The sequence below is a fragment of the Anabaena catenula FACHB-362 genome (assembly GCF_014698735.1).
Lineage (GTDB): Bacteria > Cyanobacteriota > Cyanobacteriia > Cyanobacteriales > Nostocaceae > Anabaena > Anabaena variabilis_A.
In genome coordinates this window covers 376,633-401,272 of the sequence record NZ_JACJTQ010000001.1, presented here as the reverse complement: position 1 = coordinate 401,272, position 24,640 = coordinate 376,633, and the positions used below count along the sequence as shown (strand labels likewise).

Annotated in this window: 17 protein-coding genes and 2 pseudogenes; 11 read left to right on the top strand and 8 right to left on the bottom strand. The window is 38.1% G+C overall.

The features are described 5' to 3' along the window. Positions 1-140 precede the first annotated feature (140 nt). From H6G68_RS01785 to H6G68_RS01775, 3 genes are all read left to right on the top strand, one after another. Positions 141-680: a GTP-binding protein gene (locus H6G68_RS01785; protein WP_127052580.1), complete on the top strand. Its 540-nt coding sequence runs from the start codon at positions 141-143 to the stop codon at positions 678-680. Between the two features lie 130 nt (positions 681-810). Beyond that, positions 811-1,740, top strand: coding sequence for a DUF4388 domain-containing protein (locus H6G68_RS01780; protein WP_190905053.1), 930 nt, complete (start codon positions 811-813; stop codon positions 1,738-1,740). 200 nt (positions 1,741-1,940) lie between these two features. Further along, on the top strand, positions 1,941-2,495 hold the full coding sequence (locus tag H6G68_RS01775; protein ID WP_190905052.1) for a protoglobin domain-containing protein: 555 nt from the start codon (positions 1,941-1,943) through the stop codon (positions 2,493-2,495). A 260-nt stretch (positions 2,496-2,755) separates the two neighbouring features. Here the strand turns inward: H6G68_RS01775 and H6G68_RS01770 are convergent. Next, positions 2,756-3,084, bottom strand: a pseudogene (locus tag H6G68_RS01770) (nucleoside deaminase). 89 nt (positions 3,085-3,173) lie between these two features. Between H6G68_RS01770 and H6G68_RS01765 the strand changes: the two are divergent. The 8 genes and pseudogenes from H6G68_RS01765 to H6G68_RS27015 all read left to right on the top strand — a co-directional run. Further along, positions 3,174-3,977, top strand: coding sequence for an ion transporter (locus H6G68_RS01765; protein ID WP_190905051.1), 804 nt, complete (start codon positions 3,174-3,176; stop codon positions 3,975-3,977). A gap of 552 nt (positions 3,978-4,529) precedes the next feature. Further along, the gene (locus H6G68_RS01760; protein WP_190905050.1) at positions 4,530-5,183 is read left to right on the top strand and encodes a MotA/TolQ/ExbB proton channel family protein; all 654 of its coding nucleotides are present in this window, start codon (positions 4,530-4,532) and stop codon (positions 5,181-5,183) included. Then, positions 5,167-5,565: an ExbD/TolR family protein gene (locus H6G68_RS01755; protein ID WP_190905049.1), complete on the top strand. Its 399-nt coding sequence runs from the start codon at positions 5,167-5,169 to the stop codon at positions 5,563-5,565. The genes H6G68_RS01760 and H6G68_RS01755 overlap by 17 nt, the downstream gene beginning before the upstream one ends. A gap of 127 nt (positions 5,566-5,692) precedes the next feature. Beyond that, the gene (locus H6G68_RS01750; RefSeq protein ID WP_190905105.1) at positions 5,693-6,688 is read left to right on the top strand and encodes an iron chelate uptake ABC transporter family permease subunit; all 996 of its coding nucleotides are present in this window, start codon (positions 5,693-5,695) and stop codon (positions 6,686-6,688) included. A 69-nt stretch (positions 6,689-6,757) separates the two neighbouring features. Beyond that, positions 6,758-7,855, top strand: coding sequence for a FecCD family ABC transporter permease (locus tag H6G68_RS01745; RefSeq protein ID WP_242045099.1), 1,098 nt, complete (start codon positions 6,758-6,760; stop codon positions 7,853-7,855). 103 nt (positions 7,856-7,958) lie between these two features. Then, on the top strand, positions 7,959-8,756 hold the full coding sequence (locus H6G68_RS01740; protein WP_190905048.1) for an ABC transporter ATP-binding protein: 798 nt from the start codon (positions 7,959-7,961) through the stop codon (positions 8,754-8,756). A 34-nt stretch (positions 8,757-8,790) separates the two neighbouring features. Further along, a complete protein-coding gene (locus tag H6G68_RS01735) occupies positions 8,791-10,914 on the top strand; it encodes an acylase (protein ID WP_190905103.1) in 2,124 nt (707 codons plus the stop codon). Positions 10,915-10,928: 14 nt separating this feature from the next. Continuing rightward, positions 10,929-11,051: pseudogene (locus tag H6G68_RS27015) on the top strand (PepSY-associated TM helix domain-containing protein); the annotation flags it as partial. Positions 11,052-11,246: 195 nt separating this feature from the next. Here H6G68_RS27015 and H6G68_RS01730 read toward each other — a convergent pair. The 7 genes from H6G68_RS01730 to H6G68_RS01700 all read right to left on the bottom strand — a co-directional run bounded on the left by H6G68_RS01730 (position 11,247) and on the right by H6G68_RS01700 (position 24,632). Then, positions 11,247-11,879 carry a hypothetical protein gene (locus tag H6G68_RS01730; RefSeq protein ID WP_242045098.1) on the bottom strand — a complete coding sequence of 211 codons (633 nt, stop codon included), beginning with the start codon at positions 11,877-11,879 and terminating at the stop codon, positions 11,247-11,249. 133 nt (positions 11,880-12,012) lie between these two features. Beyond that, positions 12,013-12,810: an ABC transporter permease gene (locus tag H6G68_RS01725; protein ID WP_190905047.1), complete on the bottom strand. Its 798-nt coding sequence runs from the start codon at positions 12,808-12,810 to the stop codon at positions 12,013-12,015. After that, the gene (locus H6G68_RS01720) at positions 12,810-13,511 is read right to left on the bottom strand and encodes an ABC transporter ATP-binding protein (RefSeq protein WP_190905046.1); all 702 of its coding nucleotides are present in this window, start codon (positions 13,509-13,511) and stop codon (positions 12,810-12,812) included. Before H6G68_RS01720 ends, H6G68_RS01725 begins: the two co-directional genes overlap by 1 nt. Positions 13,512-13,730: 219 nt before the next feature. Continuing rightward, on the bottom strand, positions 13,731-13,955 hold the full coding sequence (locus H6G68_RS01715) for an MbtH family protein (RefSeq protein WP_190905045.1): 225 nt from the start codon (positions 13,953-13,955) through the stop codon (positions 13,731-13,733). A 53-nt stretch (positions 13,956-14,008) separates the two neighbouring features. After that, positions 14,009-15,214 (bottom strand): aldo/keto reductase, encoded by a 1,206-nt coding sequence (locus tag H6G68_RS01710; RefSeq protein WP_190905044.1) that lies wholly within the window; start codon positions 15,212-15,214, stop codon positions 14,009-14,011. A 195-nt stretch (positions 15,215-15,409) separates the two neighbouring features. Next, complete coding sequence (locus tag H6G68_RS01705; protein ID WP_190905043.1) at positions 15,410-19,765, bottom strand: non-ribosomal peptide synthetase; 4,356 nt, start codon at positions 19,763-19,765, stop codon at positions 15,410-15,412. Positions 19,766-19,988: 223 nt separating this feature from the next. Continuing rightward, a complete protein-coding gene (locus H6G68_RS01700; RefSeq protein WP_190905042.1) occupies positions 19,989-24,632 on the bottom strand; it encodes a non-ribosomal peptide synthetase in 4,644 nt (1,547 codons plus the stop codon). Positions 24,633-24,640: the final 8 nt, after the last annotated feature.

Here is a 24,640-nt window from a genome sequence, read left to right as displayed (position 1 = left end):
ACAAGTTCCCTTGTAGAGAAAATACAGGTCAAGCGAGGGAACTTTCTACCCAATACTAAACAACTATCAAAACCATTAAGGAGTTTGTTTAAACTAGTGAATAATCACTCATTATCTGTTTATTTATGGAGTAAATAAACATGGAGATTATGCGCTTAATTGTCACGGGATCAGTAGGATCTGGTAAATCCACTTTTATCCGTTCTGTTAGTGAAATTGAGGTCGTAGATACAGATACCCGTGCAACTGATGAAACAGCATTGCTGAAACAAAGAACCACCGTAGCTTTTGATTTTGGTCGGCTGCAATTTGGCCCTGATATGGCACTGCACCTTTATGGAACACCTGGTCAGTCTCGCTTTGATTTCATGTGGGATATTTTGATCCGCAAAGCTCACGCTTATATTTTATTGATAGCAGCACATCGAGCTAGAGAATTCCGTCAGGCACGTAAAATTCTCAACTTTATGCAGGAACGCGCTCAGATTCCGATGATCATTGGTCTAACACATACCGATTGTCCAGGAGCCTGGTCTGAAGAAGATGTATATCTTGCCATTGGATACGTTAATGAAGCCGAAAGACCTCCTATGATTAGAGTCAATCCCAACGAAGGAGACTCTGTAGCAGAAGCAGTCATTGCCCTAGTACAGTATTTGATGGAAAGTTGTGCAGTGTAATCTATCTCATCAATCCTAGTTAATTTAGGAATATTCTCTAAATTAAATAAGAATTTTTTGAGGTTAAATTTCGGAATATTTTTATTCTGATTTGTTTAATATTTAGATCCTTTTATGAAGGAGGTAAATTATGACTATTACTGGTAACTTTGCCGATTTTTCCTTGCCAGAACTACTTCAGTTTTTAGACCAAGGAAAAAAAACAGGACTACTTTATATTGAGTTTTTGCCTGAAGGGGATGAAAATCGGAAAAAACAAGTTTATTATATGTGGCTGCATCAAGGTCGTATAGTCACCGCAGCTGATCGCTTAGACCAACAAGGCTTAACATCAATGATTGCCCAAAGGGGGTGGATAAGTGAGCGAGTAATCTCTAGAGTCACTCAAATTTCTTCTTGTTTTATCAACTCACCATTGGGGCTATGCTTAAAATCCCAAGGACTGGTACAACCAGAACAATTGAAACTGCTATTTAATAGCCAAGTGCTACGTCCAGTATGTTCCTTATTCCAAGTCAAAGATGCTCTGTTTAGATTTGAGCCAACATCATCATTGCCTTTGAGGGAAATGACTGGTTTGAGTATGTCTGCAACTGAGGTGATATTAATTGGACTCCGTGCGCTGCGAGATTGGACGGCTTTAGAAGAAAAGCTCCCAGATCCAACTTCCGGTTTGTCAGGGTTTATGGTGAAACAACCCAGAATGCAGTTAAATGCTCAAGAATGGCAAGTGTGGGAATTTGTCAACGGACAGGTTTCTCTACAGCACATTGCCAATCAACTGACAATACCCATAGCAACTGTGCAGCAAATTGCTTTCCGACTGATCGTAGTTGGTTTAGCAGAAGAGTATTTTATGGTTGCTGCTACACCCACATTCACTGTAGAAGAGCCTATTTCTACTTCTACACCCACCATCACTTTTGCAGAACCAGTGCAGGAACTTGTACCAGCAACTAAACCTATAGAAAAGCCAGCAGAAAAGCCAGCAGAAAAGCCAGCTGTTAGTCAATCATTCCTCAAAAATTTAGTTGGTTTTCTACGCAATAAAACCTCATAATTTTAAAAGCAATTTTGGTGTCTTATCTTAGGAAAAAATTAATAATACAAGGTGCATATTCTTGCAACTCTGCTCAAAGAGCGTAATCTTACACTATACTCTTTTACAGAGCATACAAAAGACTTACTTAATTCAACAAAGACTAAACAGTAATAACTGATAGTTTATTCAACCACATCTATCTTTTTAAAGGGTTAATTATGACTATTGAACCTACCGTTTTTATGGCAACAATGGAAAAAAGAATTGGTTTAACTCCCGAAGATAAAACCATTCTTAAATCCAGTGCAGATTGGGGAAAAGAAATTGCTTCAACAATGGCTGATCACTTCTATGCTTATCTAGGACGTGATGAAGAAATGAATGCCATTTTAAATAAAAGTGAGGGACGAATTCACCGCCTACATGAAACATTTATTCAATGGTTTCATCAAATGTTTACAGGAATTGATGATTGGGGTAAAGACTATGCTGATTGTCGTTGGCATATTGGGCTTGTTCATGTGAAGATTGGAATTGCCCCTCAGCACGTAGTTCCAGCTATGGCAGTTGTCGTCCATGAAGTTGGTAAAAAGCTCAGAGTTGATGGCAAGTCAGAGGAATTGCAATATGCATTGGGCAGAATTTGTATGATTGATTTAGCTTTTATTGAGCAGGCTTATGTAGAAGTTTCTTCCTCTGCTGTACTCAGAGAAACTGGTTGGTCAGAAGCTTTATTCAAACGTCTCATTGCTACTGGTGCATCTAGTATGTAAGTGCAAGCATTCAACATTCATGACTAAAACAGTGCTGAGTTTTTAGTGCTGAGTTCTGAAAACTTGTTGCATTTAGCAATATACACAAGCCCTGGATATCTAACGGGGCTTTATTTTATGCAAATAATTGTAGACATTCATTCTTTAAAATCCCTTTTGTTATAGCTGTAGCCAGGATAATTAGGACATTATTAATCCTTGAAACTTAGATATAATAAGGCTTTCCCTCCTGCCTCCTGCCCTCTGCCTCCTGCCTCCTGCTATACCTTTATTTTTCTAAAGGATTTAGCGATTACTTCTTCGCAAGATATATTCACCTGAGCTTGATTAATCGAAATTAAATCTTGAATTGAAGCACCATAGATAATTTCTGATATTCCAGTCCATACACAAGCAGTAGCACACATTGGACAAGGTTCACCAGTCGTATATATTGAATAACCGCATGGGCAGATGGATCACTGTCTCTATTTACGGTATTATACGCTGCTGCAACTACTTCAATATCTTTAACTATCACTGCACCATAAAGGGCATCTCCTTTTTTTGCTGCTTCTAGCGCTAGACGCATAAAATATTCTTGGTTCATCTTTACAGGAGATTTTAACAGAATAATCTCCTACAATAGCGCATTTTTGCTGTTATTGCTGTGAAGTAGTTCATTTATTTTGGTTATATATGTTACTAAATCGAGAAAAAATTGAATTTTACTTAACAGACCTAGAAACACCAATTGGTAAAGCAATTAATTTAACCATTGCAACTCTAGTTTTATTATCATCAGGAATTTTTGTGGCGGAAACTTATAATATCTCTGATGATGCTCACCTAGAGCTAAAAGCATTAGATACTTGCATATTAATAATTTTCGCTGTCGAATATTTACTGCGTTTATGGAGTGCAGAAGACAAAATCAAGTATATTTTTAGTTTTTATTCAATTATTGACTTAATGGCGATATTACCATCTTTTATTGGTTTAGTAGATATCAGTTTTATCCGCTTATTACGATGGTTCAGAATTTTGCGATTAATCAGGTTTATAGACAAAAAATTCTTATTTGGTAGTATTAGCAGCGAAGATGGTGTAATTTTTGCGCGGATATTATTTACTTTATTTGCAATTATTTTTGTTTATTCTGGCTTAATTTATCAAGTTGAGCATCCAGTTAATCCGCAAAACTTTGGCACTTTTTTAGATGCATTTTATTTTTCAGTTGTGACGATGACAACTGTCGGCTTTGGTGATGTCATACCAGTTTCTGAATTGGGTCGCTTACTCACGGTTTTGATGATTCTAACAGGAGTAGCCCTGATTCCTTGGCAAGTGGGAGATTTAATTAAGCGATTAGTAAAGACTGCAAATCAGGTAGAAACAATTTGTTCAGGTTGCAGTTTAGCTTTTCATGATGCAGATGCAGTGTTTTGTAAAAGGTGCGGAACTAAGTTACAAAAAGATGACCACGTTCAAAATAATTCGTAATAATGCCTCCGGTCCCGTTAGGGATACGTAATTCGTAATTACAGCAGATTGCAGATCAATGAGGTACAGAATCTAAATTGAAACCTAGACACCAAGCCAGTTTGACTCCTGACTCCTGACTCCTGACTCCTGAATTCTGCTGTAAGTTCTGCAACTAGGAAAAAAAATTCTATTCTTCCCCTGCTTGCTCTACCTCAAGCGCTCCCCCTGCCTGCCTTCACCCGTCATTTTTGGGTTGACAGACTACTATGGCTGTGCTGGAAAAACTCATATTTGTTGCTACATATTTTCAGTAGCTTTGGTAGAGTAACAGAAATAATCTGCAAATGTCAATCAATAAATTTGAGCTTTTGCATTTACGAGTTTTAGCCTAAATTTCTTGCTAGACAATAATTACAGCGATTTTGACCCCAGGGCAGACTGTATACTTCCCCTAAAAGGTATCAAAAGATTGACAGATATTCTCATTTGCTCTAATTTAAATTGAGAACTTATATCAGCTATCTTGCTGAACTAGTCAGTAAATTTAACCGAAAGGCTTGAGTAGCGTACATGGATATTAAAAATCTGTTTATCGCAGGTGGTGTGGTAATGTGGCCCCTGCTGGGTTCTTCTGTGTTGGCGGTAGGGTTAATTATCGAACGGATCAAATTTTGGGTAAAAATCAGTACCCGTCAGCAACTGGTAGTCAGAAATGTATTGAATCTCTATCGTCAGGATAATGTGGTCAGTACAATTGATACACTGCGAAAGAATGCAGATTTACCCATTGCGCGGATATTTTTGACGGCTTTAGAGTTAGAAGAACCAAATCCAGAAGAATTTCGCTTGGCTTTAGAAAGTGAAGCACAAGCTGAAATACCTTTGTTCAAAAGGTTTAATACGATTTTTGATACTATTATTGCACTCGCACCCTTGTTAGGATTACTGGGTACTGTATTGGGGTTAATTACTTCTTTTGCTTCACTCAATCTTGGTGATGTTGGGGGAACAAAAACTGCGGGGGTGACTAGCGGTATTAGTGAAGCCTTAGTTTCTACAGCTGCTGGGTTAATTGTGGCAATTTTTACCCTTGTTTTTGCTAATACCTTCCGGGGATTTTATCAACGGCAAATGGCTTTGATTCAAGAATATGGTGGACAGTTAGAACTACTATACCGTCGTCGCTACGAAAGAGGAGAAAAAGCTTATGCGTCTACAAGATGAACCGGAAATACCAGCACAGATTAACATTGTGCCGATGATTGATGTTATCTTTGCAATTTTGACATTTTTCATCATGTCAACTTTGTATTTAACTCGTTCCGAGGGTTTACCAGTTAATTTACCTCAAGCTGCTACGGGAAAAACAGATCGTCCTGCACAGGTGACGGTGACAATTAATAAGAATGGAGAGATATTTTTGAACAAAAAAGCAATTAGTTTAGAACAATTAGAAACAGGAGTGAGAGAAAAGTTAGAACCGCAAACACAGTTGATGGTGGTACTAAATGCAGATGAAGGTGTTAATCACGGACAAGTGGTAGCTGTCATGGATAAAGTGCGACAGGTAGAAGGAGTGAAATTAGGTATAGCCACACGGAAATAATCAAGGAGTCAGGAGTCAGGAGTCAGGAGTCAAGGAGGAAGAAAGAAGAAGGAAGCATAAAAATAAAACAGTATAAATTTCATTTTTAACGGGCAGATAACGCCACCAGTGGGAGGCTAATATTTTGATTAATTCAGCAGCTAAACCTGTATTCAGCTTGGTTGTGTGTGTGGTGGTGCTGCTAATTTGTTTGGTATCTAGTGTCACTTTGGGAGCAGCAGAAATACCATTAGATCAAATTTTGACATCCTTTGTCAGCTTTGACGGTTCATATCAACACTTGGTTATTCAAACTATCAGATTACCGCGATCGCTCATTGCCATTTTAGTTGGTGCAGCCCTGGCAGTATCTGGAGCTTTGATGCAAGGTTTAACACGCAACCCTTTAGCAGATCCAGGTATTTTGGGTATCGAGTCTGGAGCAGCACTCACCGTAGTTGTCACAATTTTTGTGTTTGGTAGTTCATCCATTTCTACTTTGACAATTGCGGCTTTTTTGGGTGCAGGAATCACAGCGATTTTAGTATACTTCCTGGGTTCACTGGGAAAGGGAGGCGCTACCCCGCTTAATCTCACAGTAGCAGGAGCAGCACTGACAGCTTTAATTTCTTCCCTCACCACTGCCATTTTAATTATCAGTCAACGTACATTAGAAGAAATTAGATTTTGGTTAGCCGGTTCATTAGCTGGTAGAGATGCCACTATTCTCTTTTCCGCACTACCGTTTGTCATCATCGGTTTAGTAATTGCCTTGGCTTTGGGTAGACAAATTACCACCATGAGTCTAGGTGAGGATGTGGCTAAAGGTTTAGGTCAAAAAACAGCCTGGATAAAAATTCTTACTGCCATTAGCGTAGTTTTACTAGCAGGAAGTTCCGTAGCCCTTGCTGGCCCCATCGGTTTTATTGGTTTAGTCGTTCCTCACATTGTTCGATTTTTCATTAAAACCGATTATAGCTGGATTTTGCCTTATTCCGCCGTTGTCGGGGCAACTTTACTGTTAGTAGCAGATATTACAGCCCGTGTTCTCCTTAAACCCCAGGAATTACCTGTAGGTGTGATGACTGCACTGGTTGGCGCTCCCTTTTTTGTCTACTTGGCTAAATCAAAGGTGAAAAAATGAAGGTTTACTTTTATCCAGAAACATCTTAGCAATCCAAAATCCCAAATCCAAAATCTAAAATCCAAATAGATGGAACAACAAAAAGACTATACAGAAAATTCTTGGCAATCCAAAATCCCAAATCCAAAATCTAAAATACTGGTGATCCGTTCCTCAGCAATATCTTTTCGCATAGACCGGCGTGTACCAGTGATGCTGTTATTTTTACTAGCAGTGATTGGGGTAGCAATGGTGATGAATGTGGGTAGGGGTGAATATCCTATCTCTGCCCTAGATATTATTAAAACTATATTGGGTGTAAATACGGGAAATCCTGACCATCTCTTCGTGATTAATACCCTGCGTCTACCTCGTACCCTTGTCGCTTTTATGGTGGGAGTGGCGCTGGCAATTTCTGGAACTATCTTCCAAGGTTTAACACGGAATCCCTTAGCTGACCCTAGTATTATTGGGATCAATTCTGGCGCAAGTCTAGCCGCAGTTACAGTTATTGTCTTATTTCCTTCAGTACCTATTTACATCTTGCCTTTATCTGCCTTTGTTGGTGCTTTGTTAATGGCGGGTTTAATTTACTGGTTAGCTTGGAATAATGGGAGTTCGCCGATTTTATTAATTTTAATGGGTGTGGGTTTATCTGCGATCGCTAGTGCCTTCACCAGTTTAATGATTACCTTCGGTGACATTTACAGCGTTAGTGATGCTTTAGTGTGGTTGGCTGGTAGTGTGTACGGACGTACCTGGGAACAGGTATTTTCTTTTTTACCTTGGTTGATTATTTTTGTACCGATGGCGTTGACATTAGCCAGGCACTTGAACGCCTTAAATTTAGGAGATGATGTAGCGAGAAGTTTAGGTAGTCGCGTGGAATGGCAGCGTAGTTTACTGCTTTTGGTAGCAGTAGCCTTAGCAGGTGCATCAGTAGCGACTGCGGGAATGATCGGTTTTGTCGGTTTAATCTCACCCCATTTAGGAAGACAGTTAGTAGGTACAAATCATCAAGGTTTGATTCCCACTTCCGCACTGTTAGGAGGAATGATTGTTGTGGTGGCAGACTTATTAGGACGAACTCTATTTGCACCTATTGAAATTCCCTGTGGAGTTGTTACTGCTGCTGTCGGCGCTCCTTATTTTTTGTATTTGTTAATTCGTAATCGGAAAAATAGGTGACAGGCAACAGATGACAGATGACAGTGAAGAGAGGAGGAGAGGAGGAGAAAAACCAATTATTAATTAAAAATCTAAAATCTAAAATCTAAAATCTAAAATTTTTATGAAAGGTTTATCAACTAAAAGTTTATCTTTAGCTTACGATAGTACTACCATTATCCGTGATTTGAATTTGGCAATTCCTGACGAAAAAATTACTGCTTTAGTTGGCGCTAACGGTTGCGGAAAATCAACATTATTAAGAGGTTTAGCAAGATTGCTTAAACCTAGTAATGGTGCTGTATATCTTGATGGAGAATCTATTTTTCAACTTTCCACAAAAGAAGTAGCCCAGCAATTGGGAATTTTGCCTCAAAGTCCAGTAGCACCTGAAGGTTTAACAGTCAGAGATTTAGTAGCTCAAGGACGTTATCCTTATCAAAGTTGGTTGCAGCAATGGTCAGAAAAAGATGAAAAAATTGTTCGCCAGGCACTAGAAATTACAGATTTATTCAAGTTATCTGAACGACCATTAGATACTTTATCAGGTGGACAAAGACAACGAGCTTGGATTGCCATGGCATTAGCACAAGATACAGATATTTTACTATTAGATGAACCGACTACTTTTTTAGATTTGGCACATCAAATAGAAGTTTTAGATTTGTTGTATGATTTGAACCAATTTCAGAACAGAACTATTGTCATGGTGTTGCATGATTTAAATCAAGCTTGTCGTTATGCTGATTATTTAGTTGCTGTGAAAGAAGGAAGAATTTTTACTGCTGGAGAACCACAACAGGTGATGACTGAGGAAATGGTCAAAGAGGTGTTTGGCTTAGATTGTCGTGTTGTTGCTGACCCGGTTGTGGGAACACCAATGTGTGTGCCAATAGGACGTAAGGGTAAAGGAATTAACTAGAAGAATCTGGAGAGCTTTATTACAAATGAATACAATGTTTATTGCTGTAAAAACTAAATTTGATTATTCTCTAGACTGGCGACAAAAATCACGCAGATTTTTACCTTTTTTACTTGGTATTATCTTTACTTTGGTGGTGAGTAGTCAAAGTTTTAGTGCAGTTCCCAAATCCACAGAAATTCTTTGGGATACTTACGGCATTCCACATATTTACGGTAATAACCATCAGGGTGCTTTTCAGGCATTTGGTTGGGCGCAGATGCAAAGCCACGGTAACTTGCTTTTACGTCTTTATGGACAAGCACGAGGAAGGGCGGCTGAATATTGGGGAGAGAAGTATTTAGACTCAGATAAGTGGGTATTGACAATGGGTGTACCCAAACGTGCTAATTCCTGGTATCAAGAACAAAATTCTGAGTTTCGCAGAGATATAGATGCCTTTGCGGCGGGGATTAATGCCTATGCTAAAGAACATCCTGATTTAATTGACGAGCAAGTAAAAGTGGTGCTACCTGTTACACCGCAGGATGTACTCAGTCACCTGCAAAGGGTACTGCTGTATACGTTTGTCGTTGATCCTGGAAGAGTGGCAGATATTAATGATACAAAGTCTGCTCCTGGTTCTAATGGTTGGGCGATCGCACCAAAACGTTCTGCTGATGGTAAAGCAATGTTGTTGGCAAATCCCCACTTGCCTTGGGGTGATTTATTTTTATGGTACGAAGCCCAAATTACCGCACCAGGTATTGATGCTTATGGGGCAACACTCGTGGGTATTCCCGTATTAGCGATCGCTTTCAATGATCATTTAGGTTGGACTCACACCGTTAATACCCATGATGGCTGGGATGCCTACGAACTAAAATTACAAAAAGATGGTTATCTTTTCGATAACAAAGTTCTCCCTTTTAAAACAACAAACTTTTTACTAAAAGTCAAACAAAAAAATGGCTCCTTCCAAGAGCAAATATTGTCAGTCAAAAACTCTATTCACGGGCCTGTAGTCAGCGAGAAAAACGGTAAAGCCGTGGCGCTACGGGTAGTCGGTCAAGAGAGTACAGGCATATTAGAACAATGGTGGGATATGGCAAAATCCCAAAATCTCACCGCCTTTGAAAAAGCAGTACAACGGTTGCAACTGCCGATGTTTACTATCATCTATGCTGACCGAGAAGGACATATTATGCACCTGTTTAACGGTCTAGTTCCCGTGCGGAAAGAGGGAGACTTTAAATATTGGCAAGGCATTATTCCTGGGGACACATCCAAAACATTGTGGACTAAATTTCATCCTTATCAAGATTTACCAAAAGTAATTGATCCGCCCAGTGGTTGGTTACAAAATGCTAATGATGCACCTTGGACAACTACTTTTCCCACCGCTATCAAAGCAGATAATTATCCACCATATATGGCACCACGGGGTTCAAGAAATTTCCGCGCCCAGCGTTCTGCCAGAATGTTAGCAGAGGATGAGAGTATTTCCTTTGAGGAAATGATTACCTACAAGCATTCTACACGCATGGAATTAGCAGACCGAATTCTTGATGATTTAATCCCGGCAGCACAACAAGGAAATGAATTAGCAAAACAAGCATCTGAGGTTTTAGAAAAATGGGATAGACAAGCAAATGCTAATAGTAAAGGTGCGGTATTGTTTGCTGCTTGGGCAGACAAATTAGACTTTAATCAAGCATTTAGTCAACCTTGGAATGAAAACCAACCACGCACCACCCCCGATGGTTTAGCTAACCCCCAAGAGGCTGTAGAACTATTAGAAAAAGTTGCACAGGAAATCAAAAAGACCTACGGTAGTTTAGATATTAGCTGGGGAGAAGTTTTTCGTCTGCGAGTTGGTAATTTAGACTTACTAGCTAACGGTGCTGAGGGATATTTGGGAACATTTCGAGTTGTTGATTTTGCTCCCGCATCAGAAGGACGTTTTCAAGCTGTGAGTGGGGATTCTTTTGTAGCAGCAGTAGAATTTTCTCAACCAGTCCGCGCAATGACGCTAAATAGTTATGGAAATGCAACTCAACCGGGTTCGTCTCATATTAGCGACCAATTGCCATTATTTGCTGATAAAAAATTGCGTCCTGTGTGGCGAACAAAACAGGAAATTAAGGCTTATTTAGAAGGACGAAAAGTATTTAATTAATAAGCCAGAAAGTCGGTCTCCTACTATTTATTCTCAGCATTACTGGCATCATCTTGTAGCCTGGTTGGAGAAAATTAATTCCTGGATTCAAAATTAAATGGGATGCACACCCTAAACGCTTAAATTTTTATCTTCACATTATGAGCGTCTGGGATTTAGAGTGGTGGGTGGTGATGAAAATCTATTTTTAATGGAGTGGCGGAATCTTTAAAAAACCTGCCAAGTCGAAGGTGTTGAGGGTATAAAAACCTCAATAAAATTCGGCAATAGATTGAAACCCTGAACCCTAAATAAAATCTGAATTTATTAATTGCGAATTACCCCTTGATGGTTTATTTTCCATTGAGGATAGTAATTATTGCTAGCGTGGATAAACCAACAGAAGCTGCTAGTTCTTCCAAGGCTATTTGTTCTTGTGCGTTAGTGTTAAGCATTTGAGTAGCTGCTGCTACATATTCAGGATTGTTAAGACTGTTAACTTTTTCCACAGAGATTTTTGAAGAATTAAGACTAGCAATACGCTCATTATTTGTCAAATTTTGCATTCGATAAGCTGCGATTTTTGTCGCTTGACGAGCTTGGATATAAGCTAAGTAGCTCTGAATTACGGATAATCTTTTTTGCTGCTTGGCTTCTTGCCAACGAGATTTCAATATCGGTTTTCGTTCAAAAGCACTAATTAACTTAATCGGATCAATAGAAATACTCAGATAAAAACTACTTTCCCTTTCTTCAGGATCATCAGATGAGTTGTAATTTGTCGTAGTCAGAGAGGGTGATAATTCGATAGATATAACATCCTGAAATGCACGCCAGCCCATAGCTGTTTTTGCTTCCAAAACTTGAGAAGACTTACGCTCGGCAATGCTGACTAACTGTTGGATAATTTTGAGGTCATTTTTTGTAATCTCGGTTTGTAATAGTTCTAATTCGTTACCGACATTAGACTTTTCTGCTGATGCCATCGTCGGCAAAGAATAACCAACTATCAGAACTGTTAGTAGAGATAAAAAATAATGATTAAAAAAACAATTTTGTTGTCTGTTAAATAATTTTAAACCTCGCCAGATTTTTACATATATACCATCAAAATTTTGTCTAACCTTGTTTCGATAAAGCATCTGTCATCTGATGTTTTTGATTAAATAATGCCAAAAATGCCAATAATACAACCCCCATTGTCGAGATAGCTGTTCCTGATGCTTGGGCAAAAATAATCACAATTTGGTAGCGGATAGCATCAGATGGACTCGCACCGGCTAAAATTTGTCCTGTCATCATTCCTGGTAAACTTACTAATCCCATCACCATCATCGAATTAATAGTAGGAATCATCCCGACTCTCAAGGCTTCTCTGATGGTTTGATGGGCAGCTTCCCAACGAGTTGCACCTAAAGTTAGTAGTGCTTCTATTTGTTCACGACGACTAATTAAATCTTCTGTAAAGCGTTCTAATGTGAGAGAAGTTCCTGTTAAAGCATTGCCTAAAATCATCCCCAATAGAGGAATTAAATACTGAGGATCATACCAAGGTTTGACTTGAATAATGCCGCTAACAGTAAAGCCTGTAACTAGAAATGAACCACACAATAAAGAAATAAAATTATTCCAGTAAATACTATTAAAGCGCCGACGAGTACGATTAACACTCGATATCACCGCCATAATTGTCATAGCCAAAGCTACACATATTATTAATACTGGATTACGTAAAGTGAATACCCATTGTAGTATATATCCCACCATAAGTAATTGTACTACCATTCGCAGGGAAGCAATTAATAGATTTTTTCCCAGCCCTAAATTTAAAATCCATGAAAGAGCTATATTAATGAGAATAAATAAAGCTGATAATCCTAGTTGACCGTAACTAATAGCAATATAACTTTTAGTCATTATTCTTTAGTTTTTACCTGAATTTGACGATTGGTAATACGTTTTAACTGAGTTGAATCATGACTTGTCCAAAGATATGCTCTTTGGGGATCTTGCCTTTGCCAAGCTGTTACTAAAGCTTCTAAACAATGGACTGTTTCTGCATCTAATGAAGCGGTAGGTTCATCGAGTAATAAAACTAGGGGTGAAAGTTGCAAAGCACGTAAAAAAGCAACGATTTGCGCTTCACCTCCAGAAATTGCACTCACAGGACGTTGTAAAAAATCAATAGGTTTATGTAAAAGTTGTAAATAGTCAAGAATTAATTGTTGGTTATAAACTTGGTGACGATGGATTGCTAAACGATAAACTTGTTTGAGGTTATCTTCTACAGTTCCTTCCCAAAGTGCAGGACGTTGATGGAGATAGATTACTTGTGAACGATAGCGGGGTATATATTGAGAATCAATAGATTTTCCTTGAAACAAAAATTGTCCTGATTGGATAGAATCAAGATGAGCGATCGCTCTTAATAACAAACTCTTACCAGAACCTGAAGCACCAACCACAGCAACTTGTTCTCCTGATAAAAGTTCAAAATTTAAATTTCGCCATAACCATTGATTTTGGATTTGTTTACCTAGATTTTGTCCTGATAAAATCGGGTTATGAGCAAAGGATTCTGAACTGGTAATCAAGCTGTTTCTGAGTCTATTATTCATTCAGTTTTTTGAGAGTTTTTTCAGAAAATACGAAATTTATACTAGTAAGCTATACGGCAAATATTGAGCCAAATTTTCTAGTAAAAGAGATTGGGCAGAATGCAGAAAAAAGTGGTCTCCAGAAAACATATGTAAATTAAAATCAGCCTTTTTCCTAAATACAATTATTGTGGATAAGTTAACCCTCTTTACAAATAGCAATTGAGAACTTAGTGATGATTAATTTGTACTAACAGCCTCCTCCATTTGCTTCCTTAAACTTAGAGGCCGCATATCAGTCCAGACTTCCTTGATGTATTCTAGACATTCTGATTTGAGTCCACTTTTACCTGCATCTTTCCAGCCAAGGGCATTTTCTCGGTCAGCAGGCCAAATTGAATATTGCTCTTCATGGTTAACTACAACTTTGTAAATTGTAGTATCTTCAGGATTTTCTCTACTCATTATTAATCACCTTACAATTTCTATTCAAAACTTTTTTGTTTGCGATTAAAATCTCATCCAGTAAACACATTTGTTACAGAAGATAAACGAGATATATCAAAATTGCAATTTTCACTAATCAATTGCATAGATTTTAAAGCTTCTACAATTCTATAAGTTACTTCTTGAATTTCTTCTTTTGTTAAAGACGGATAACTCTTAGTTTTTAAATTTTCCTCTATATGTTCTAACTTCTTCATACCTACAAGTGCTGAGAGCAATCCGGGTGCGCTGCGAGTATATTGTAGTGCGCGTTGAGAATCAGAATTAAAATTTTTGCCAATAGCATTAACAACACTTTCAGGTATTCTGCCTATAACTTGTGCTTGATATAAAGAAGCACTAGCTATTGAAGTTAATCCTAAACGATAAGCAGCTTCCAAAACAGGAACTAGCTCTCCTGCGACATTTTGAGTAGGAGCAATTAGAGCTTCTGGCATACCCATATTCAAAGGAAATTCGATAAAACGAAATCTATCATTTTTATTACCACCTACTTCAGCAGCTACTGACTTTATCTTTGCTAAATCTAAATGTTGAGGACTATTTGGAGATATACGCAAACCATCCCAAGTAGCAATACCATAAGCAGCGATTTTCCCTGATTCAACTGCTGATTCTAACACTTCAAATGCTGCATACAAACGTTTGTAAAAAACATCTAGCGAAATTTCTGAAAGCAGTATTTCGGGATTATGGATATAGTAAACGTCGATTGTTTCTACTCCCAAATTATCTAAACTTAAATTAATTTGGTCTTGTAGATATTCTGGGTGTATACAGTGGGAATTTTGTACTAAGTCTGTTGTGCTGACTTGAGAATTATTGTTTTCAATGTAATTTTGGTTAAACCAATTTAGATATTCTGTTGTTTTTTCAGTAAGAGAACCACCTTTAGTACAGATAATTAATTCGTTTCTCGATATATATCCCGATTCTATCAGATATCGTAATGCTTCACCTATACTACGTTCTCCTTGCTGTTCACGATAAATAATTGCTGAATCAATTAAGTTTATCCCTTGCCTAACAGATTCAATTATAGCTTGGGTAACTTGGTAATTAGTTTCTTCATTAACTTGACCGAGATAAGTTCCTATACCAATAGAACTAGCAATTAATTCTTTATTTGTTCTGAAATGCTCTGGCGCACATTTATCAATATGCTTATCTCGGTAATTTTTTGTTCCTTCCAAGGTGGCTTTACCTGAAATTTTCATGATTCTATGGCTGTGATAGTGATATTTCGATGTTCGTCAACAATTTTGATGAGTCTAATTAATTAGAAAATTTTTATTTTTGAAATAGCAAATGTATGTACATATGTCGCTGTAAAGTTATTGGATTGGTAGTTTCAGTGTGTAGGTTGGGCATTGTTCTATTTACTGATGAGTATTTGAGCAAGATTATTTATGTCAAATTTTTTGACTTAATTGTGGTTGGTTGAGGAACCCAGTACGAATTAGATACGTAAAGTAGGTTTGTAACAACTGATGATTAACTGGTGGACAGGTAAGACCAGATTCCACTAACTCAGCTAGGGTATGGTGATTGTGAGAGTTGTGTTTAGCAATATTCTTATTGCTAGATTTTTTAGAACTTTCTGCAAAAATTCCTATTAGTGGATATAAGGCATTATCGTTTTCTATTTCAGAAATTTGCAGTAATTTATCTCGCCAAGCTTCGTAGGAAATTTGTTTTATGGGATAACCCAATGCACAAATTAAGTTAGCCATCTCATACCAAGAAATTGATTGAGGATTGGTTATATCAAAGACTTGACCAAAAGAGGCTTTTTGCCGAGATAAATAAACAATGGCTTTACTGGCATAATCTACAGGAGTTAAATTTACCATCACATCTTGCTTGGGCGCACTTCCTAATTGAATACAGCCACGAATCAATCTAAAAGTATGATCTTCAGGATTACAAGCACCTGTTTTACTATCGCCAGAAATCCGTCCTGGTCTATAAATAGAAATCGGAACTCCTCGTTCTCCAGCAATTTTAATTAACTTTTCAGCTACCCATTTACTTTGGGTATAACCAGTATCACTCTTTTCTCCTTTGTCAAGTTTATCTTGTATTTGAGCCACTCCAATTGTGGAGATAAAATGTACTGGCTTAACTTTAATTTGTGTAGCTAAACGTAAAACTTCCTGTGTTCCTAGTACATTTGCTTCTTTGAGAACAGAGTAAGGGTAAGTAAAATTGACCCATGCTCCATTGTGATAGATAACATCAATTTGACTAGCCATCGATTGAAATTTCTCTTCACTGAGTCCCAACAATGGTTTAGCCAAATCTCCGTTCACAGTAATAATTCTGTGGCTAAAGCTTTCATCCCAGAGTAAATAAGATTTTAAGCTATTACTCAGTCTTTCTTGCGCTGCAATATTATTTTCACCACGGACTAAACAATAAATATCTGCCGTTGTTTGTTGCAATAGTTCGTACAGTAAAAATGCACCAATAAAACCAGTCGCTCCTGTTAACAATATACTTTGGGGACTGCTCGGATATTCAACCGCTAAGTTAACTTGAATACTTGGATCTAAGACAGCTTCATTTAACAGATTTACATTGGCAGTGTGAGCCACAATACCTGCATTTTTGTCCTCAATAATTTGAGCTAAATCAGCAATAGTCGGTGCATCAAATAAATCACGTAAATGTAATTCTATCTGGAAAACTTTTCTTACCTTGGCTAGTAATTGCGTAATTAGCAGAGAATGTCCACCCAAATCAAAAAAGTTGTCATGAATACCTACTCGTTCCAATCTTAAAAGTTGCAGCCAAATTTCAGCTAACTGTTTCTCTATAGGAGTACGTGCTGCTACGTAAATTTGATTAACTTCAGGACGGGTTTTTTCTAGCGCTAGTAATGCTTGAATGTCCACTTTACCGTTGGGTGTCAGTGGTAATGCTTTGAGCAACACAAAAGCCGATGGCACCATATAATCAGGTAGTTTTTGCAGACAAAAGCTGCGTAATTTATTGATGCTTTCTGACTGCTGATTCTGGTTGCGGTTTGATTCAGAACTAAGAACTAGATATGCTACTAAGCGCTGATTTTCTTCAGCGATAACTACAGCCGATTGTACCTCAATATGTTCTTTGAGTGTGGCTTCTATTTCTCCTAATTCAATGCGGAAGCCACGAATTTTTATTTGATTATCGACTCGCCCTAAAAATTCTAGATTACCATCTGGTAAATAACGAACTAAGTCACCTGTTTTATAGATTTTCTGGCTGAATTTGCCTGCTGGTAATTGTAAATTTACAAAGGGGTTTTGAATAAACTTTTCCTGTGTTAATTCAGATCGATGGAGATAACCTCTAGCCAAACAAGCACCACCAATGTAAAGTTCTCCAGGTACGCCTATAGGTACAGGTTGTAATTGTTCATCTAGTACGAAAACCTGAGTATTGGGTAGAGGTCGTCCCAGAGGGACTGTTTTGGCTTGAGAAGGAGGAATTTCCACTGGATAAGTGAGTACACCAACTGTAGTTTCTGTTGGTCCATAGTGGTTGAATATTTGGCAGTTGGGAGCTTGTTTTTTGATAGTTTGAATTAAATCCCAAGTGCTGGCTTCACCACCTAAAATTAGACATTGACGGGGTAAAATTGATTGGGTGGAAGAAGCTGTTAACAGTGCAGTGAGGTGAGAGGGAACAATTTTTAGGCAATCTATAGGATATTGTTGAAAATAATCTGCGATCGCCTGTGCATCAGATGCTCTTTCTTGAGACAATATATGTAAACATCCACCCGTACACAAGGCAGCAAACACAACTGTATTACCTAAATCTGCGGCGAAGGTGGAAACAGTGGCAAAACTCGCTGCTGCTGGTAAATTGAGTCTGTCTAAAATGCCGTAGAGGTAATTGAGAAGTTGTTGATGTTCTATCGCTACAGCTTTGGGTTTACCAGTAGAACCAGAAGTAAAGATAGCATAAACTAAATTTTCTGGTTGTACAGAAATTTGTAGATTTTCCTGATTTTCTTGATCAATAGTTTCCCAGTCAGTATCTAAACAGATAATTTGCGCTGTCGTTTGGGGAAGTTTTTCCACTAACGACTGCTGTGTTAATAAGATGGGTGCTTGGGCATCTTGTAAACGAAAAGCTAGATTTTCTGCTGGTAATTTTGGGTCTAATGGTAGATAAGCAGCACCAGCTTTGAGAATGCCCAATATACCAACGATGATATCAACAGACTTCTCGACATACAACCCTACTAAAACATCAGCACCAACCCCTAAGCGTTTGAGGTAATGAGCAAGCTGATTCGCTTTGGCATTCAGTTGGGCATAAGTCAGCTTTTTATTCTCACAAACTACAGCAGTATCTTCAGGTGTCTTTTCAACTTGCTGCTCAAATAGTTGATGAATAGATTGATAACTTGGATGATTTTTATGCGTATTATTAAATTCAATTAATAACTGATGACGTTCTTGGTTATTGATAATTACTAATTCAGAAACAGTAGCGTTAAGATTATTAACAGCACTTGCTACTATAGTCAAAAAATATTCAAATAACCGTTGAATATTGTCATGACATAATAAACTTTCATTGTATTGCAGTTCTAGAATTATCTCGGCTTCTTTTTTCAGACAACTAAGTTTTAATTTAAAAGGAGCAAAGTAAGAAAAATGGTGGAATAAAGAAAATGATACATCACCAGCTAAACAATCTTCAGGTAACTCTTGAAATTCAAACCCGATGGGTAACTCTTGGTAATTCGCTACACCTTCTACATTGTCTTGCCAAATAAAATATTCTTGCCATTTATTAATCTGGCGGATATTGTCACTAATTTGATTTAAAACTTCTAAAAATTTAAAGTCTTTCTGAAACACACACTGCACAGGTAAGGATTTAGCAGCTAATCCCATTAGTTCCAGCAACTCTTCATATTTTCTATCATTAAATACAGTATTAACAACTATATTAGACTGCTTGGTTAGCCGCCATATCAGTGTTTGCCAACAAGCAAGTAAAAAGTTAGAAGTTGTAGTATTATACTGAGTAGCAATACCGGAAATTTTAGCAGATAACTCTGGAGGAATATTCTGATTATAAATTGCGGATGCAAATTTACTTTCTCCAGTTAAATTAGTTTCCCAAGGGAAAATTAACGGTTGTTGATTTGTAAAGTCCTGTTGTTGCCAATATTGTTTTCCTTCCTCTGCTTCTTCATCCTCTAACAATTGATTTTGCCATTCAGCAAATTGGATATATTGTATTGGTTCATCTAATAACTGTTGATTTTTCAAGCATAAAGCATAGGTCTGACTAATTTCCGAGAATAAATTATTCAGTGTCCAAACATCAGCACATAAAGACGGTAGCGTTAAAACTAAAAGATACTGGTTAGCTGACAAAATAAGTAAACTCACACGCAAAAGAGAATCATTGCATGATTCGTTTATTAATCGTCTGTCGGCAATTAAATAATTCTCTATTTTTGTTGGCTGTTCATGACTATCATGTTTACTTAAATCGATATTCTGCCAGACGAGTAAATTATGATTTTGAATTACTTGTACAGGTATTTTCACACCGGGTAAAGTGTGGAAATTTGTACGCAGAATTTCGTGGCGATTAACAACTGTTTGCACAGCTTCTTGTAATACTTCAACGTTAAGATTACCCGCAATTAAAAATGCAGCTTGAGCCGCATAATCGGCATCGTTTTTTTGCTGTAACCAAAGATGTCTTTGCTGCGGAGATAAGCGAAAACCTTCAATAGTTGAAATTGTCATATATTACTTCTTCCTTTTTCTCTGTGCTTCTGTGTTTTTAATCAATCTTCCAAATTTTTTTGCTGGTTCCTAAGAGGTTGTTTGAAAAGTATTGTTATTAACACCAAGGTCTCTCAAACCTAACCCCCCCTACAAGGGAATGGGGGTTTAAAAGCCTCTCTCCTTGTAGGGGAGAGGTTTGGAGAGGGGTTTTTAGTATCCTTCATGACTTTCCAAACATCCTCTAAGATAACTTCATAGCCTTGGGCTTAATTTGCATCAACTTTTTGAGTTTACCTTGCTCATGTTTAACCTCGGTAATTAACTGTTCTTGTTTTTGCGTTTCTGTCAGCAAGTCCAAAGTGTTAATTCGGGCATCTGATTGAGTCGTAATACTTGCAAGTAATTCCTGAAAATTCTCAAACAAACTAGAAATTTCTTTTGCCGCAAATAAGTCTGTTTTATAATACCAACCACCCTTAATTCCCGATTCTGTTTCTGATATAAATAAAGCTAAATCGAACTTAGCTATTTTAGCTTCTACCTCTATTGGTAGCAACGTTAGTTCTGGTAGTTGCAAGTTTTGCGTCGGAACATTATCCATGACAAACAACACTTGAAACAAAGGTGTATGACTCAAATGGCGTTCTGGTTGTAGTTCTTCAACTAACTTGTCAAAAGGTAAATCTTGATGGGCATAAGCCTCTAAAGTTACTTTTCTGACCCGTTGTAATAATTCTCTAAAAGTGGGATAGCCGGATATATCAGTGCGTAATACCAGCAAGTTAACAAAAAAGCCAATTAAACCTTCCGTTTCACCTCGATTACGGTTAGCAACATCTGTTCCAATTACAATGTCATCTTGCCCTGTGTAGCGATATAACAATGTTTTTAAAGCAGCTACCATTGTCATAAACAAAGTGACATTTTCTTGACGGCTAAGTGTCTTCAGTGCTTCCGATAATTCGGCTGATAAACTGAAGGTTTGGACACCAGCTTGATTGCTTGGAGTGGCTGCTTGATTTTGGGTATAGGGTAACTTTAAAACTGGTAAAGCAGCACCTAGTTTTTGTTTCCAATAAGCAAGGTGATTTTCTAATACTTGTCCTTGCAACCATTGTCTTTGCCAAACAGCAAAATCTGCATATTGAATTGGTAAATCTGGCAAAGCAAAAGGTTTACCCCCAGCAAAAGCTGGATAGAGGGCTACTATTTCTCGAATAATCACACTCATAGACCAGGCATCAGATATGATGTGGTGCATTGTGAATATGATCACATATTCTGTTGAACTTAGTTTGAGAATAATTACCCGTAATAAGGGTACTTGACTCAAATCAAATGGCTGTTGAGTTTCTTGATTGATAAGTTGCTGTACTTGAGTTTCTTGTTCTGGCTTTGAAAGTGCTTGCAAATCGATTATAGGTAGAGATAATTGCAGATTTGCAGTAATTACCTGCATCGGCAAACCTTCTACCGCAATTAAGGCAGTACGTAAAGCTTCATGACGTTTAATAATTTCGTTTAAGCTGGCTTCGAGTGCTGTGATATTGAGATCACCAAGAACACGGACAGCACTAGTAATGTTATATGCAGCGTTATTGGTTTGTAATTGTTCTAGAAACCAAAGTCTTTGTTGGGCAAAGGATAAAGGCAGATGATTTTCTCTACTAACAGGCACAATAGGAGGGGCTAAAAGACTATCCTCTGCTTGTTTGATAGCTTCCACAGCCGTTGCTAAATCTGCGACTGTGGGAAATTCAAAGATTTTCTGGAGGGGTAATTCTATTTGGAAAACTTGGCGTAGTCGAGAAATTAATTGAGTTGCTAATAGAGAATGACCTCCTAATTCAAAGAAGTTATCATTCACTCCTACTTGTTCAACACCAAGCACTTGAGTCCAGGTGTTGGCGATAATTTCCTCAACTGGAGTACGGGGAGAAATATAATTTTGCTCTAAATTTCTTTGTGACCAGTCTGGTGTAAGTAGCGCCCTACGGTCTAATTTGCCATTGGGGGTCAAGGGTAATGCTTCTAGCAACACAAAAGCTGAAGGTATCATGTAATCTGGCAGCTTTTGTTGCAAAAATTTCTGTAGTTTTGATGCTAATTCATTGGTAGTTAACTTATTTTGCTTAGAAACAATATAAGCGACCAAACGTTTTTCACCTAAATCATCTTCTTTAAGGGCAACAACACTTTCCTGTATCTCTGGGTGTTTAGCTAGTAGTGTCTCAATTTCACCGACTTCAATCCGAAAACCACGAATTTTTACCTGATGATCAATGCGTCCAAGATATTCAATGTTCCCGTTAGGTAAATAACGAGCTAAATCACCTGTTCTGTATAAAAACTGTGCTGATTCAAATGGGCTAGCAATAAACTTTTCTTGAGTCAATTCAGGTTTATTCCAATAACCACGGGCTAATCCCACTCCACCAATATGTAACTCACCACTTACACCTATAGGAACAGGTTGTAAATGTTTATCTAAGATATATATCTGTATATTAGCAATCGGACGACCAATAGGGACTATCTTCTGATTACTATTAAGTTGACAAGCCCAATAAGTTACGTCAATTGCGGCTTCTGTTGGGCCATAAAGGTTGTGTAACTCGGCGTTTAATCGTTCAAAGAAGCGTTTTTGTAAGTCAAAAGATAGAGCTTCACCACTACAAATCACCTGTTTAATAGTACCACATTTCTCTAGGTCTGTTTCTTCTAAAAACACTTGCAACATTGAGGGGACAAAGTGAAGTGTAGTAATTTTTTCTTGGGCAATTAGTTCAACTAAATATCTACTATCTTGATGTCCTCCTGGTTTAGCTATGACTAAACTCGCACCTGTTAATAATGGCCAGAAAAATTCCCAAACCGAAACATCAAAGCTAAATGGTGTTTTCTGTAAAACGCGATCGCTTGCTGTTAGTTGATATGTATCTTGCATCCACAATAGACGGTTACACAAGCCTTTGTGAGTGTTCATTGCACCTTTGGGCTTTCCTGTGGAACCAGAGGTATAAATTACATAAGCTAAGTTTTCAGATGTAGTATTGCTAATTGGGTTAGCTGTGCTTTGCGTGATGAATAAATTTTTGTCTTGGTCTAGATATAGAGTCTGGGCGTTGTGTGCAGGTAATGTTTCTAATAGATGTTTTTGGGTTAACAGCACCGAAACCTGGGCATCTGTCAACATATAGCCTAAGCGTTCTTGTGGATAGGCTGGATCTATGGGTACGTAAGCGCCACCCGCTTTGAGAATGCCTAAAAGTCCGATGATCATTTCAAGCGATCGCTCTACACAAATCCCCACTAATACCTCTGGTATTACTCCCAGTTTTTGCAGGTAGTGTGCGAGTTGATTTGCTCTGGTGTTGAGTTCCCGATAAGTCAGTTGCTCATTCTCAAATACCACTGCTACAGCATTAGGTGTTTTCTCTACCTGTGCTTCAAATAATTGATGAATGCACTGGTCTTGAGGGTAATCAATTTGAGTATTATTCCACTCTATTAATAATTGGTTTTGCTCATCTGCTGTTAACAGGGATAAATCTTTAAGGCGCTGATGAGGATTAGTAGCCATACCTACCAGCAATGTCTGAAGATGTCCCAGCATTCTTTTAATGGTGGCAGAGTCAAGGCGATAGCGAAGCGCTGCTGCAAGCAGATCGCTCTGTTGATAAGCAATCTTCAGCAATAATTCTTCACCAGGTACAGCACTCATAGTCAGAGGATAGTTAGTTCTTTCAAAGCTACGTCGGTTTTTAATCTCCAGGTTTATATCTGGCTCTAGTAATGAAGCTTCTACAGGATAATTTTCAAATACCACTATGCTCTCAAACAAAGGAGAACCAGGAGGAATATCACTCCATTTCTGAATCTCTGACAGTGGGGTATATTCGTATTGACGTGCCTCTACTTGTTGAGCTAAAAGCTGCTTCAGCCAAGAAAGCAAGAATTGTTCGGGGTCAATTTGTACTCTCACGGGCAATGTGTTAATGAATAATCCAACCATTGCCTCAACTTTAGGTAAACAGGGGGGACGACCGGAAACTGTAGCCCCAAAAACAATATCCTCCTCACTACTGTAACGATTCAACAACAACGCCCAAGCACCTTGTACTAAGGTGTTGAGGGTCAATTGATGTTGTTTCGCTAGAGACTCAAGGGCGGATGTTGTCACCGCAGAAAGTTTAATTTCCTGTTCCCCATTGTCGGTCAAGTGCTGAGTAATTGGTTTAATACCAATGGGAGTAGGAGTAGTAAAACCGTTGAGTATATTGCGCCAAAAAACTTCAGCTTGACTGAGATTTTGCTGTTGTAACCAAGCAATATAATCTCGATAAGGACGAGGTGATTCTAAGTAAATATTTTGACTTTGGCAAAATGCCTTGTAATAGGTGATAACTTCCTGAAATATTATCGGTACTGACCAACCATCCAGTAGGATATGGTGATGGCTCCAAGTAAAGTGATACACTTGTTCACTCAGCCGAATCAGGAGCAGGCGCATAAGTGGAGCCTGGGAGAGTTCAAACCCTCGTTGACGATCTGCTATTAATAAAGCTGCTAATTTTTGCTGTTGTTCTTTTGGCTCAACTCCCCACCAATCTTCTTCTTGCCAAGGGAACTTGACCTGCCGACCGACGACTTGTAGGGGTTTTTCTAGATTTTCCCACACACAGCCTGTTCGCAAGATGGGATGACGTGCTATTACCTGCTGCCAAGCTTGAACAAATGCAGGTACATTTAATGCTCCATGCAATTCAAAGCTGGTTTGTTCACAATAAACACCAGATTCGGGAGCCAAAAGGCTGTGAAACAGCATCCCTGCTTGCATGGGAGATAAAGGATAAACATCGTCAATGTTTTTTGTCACTACCATTTACTTAT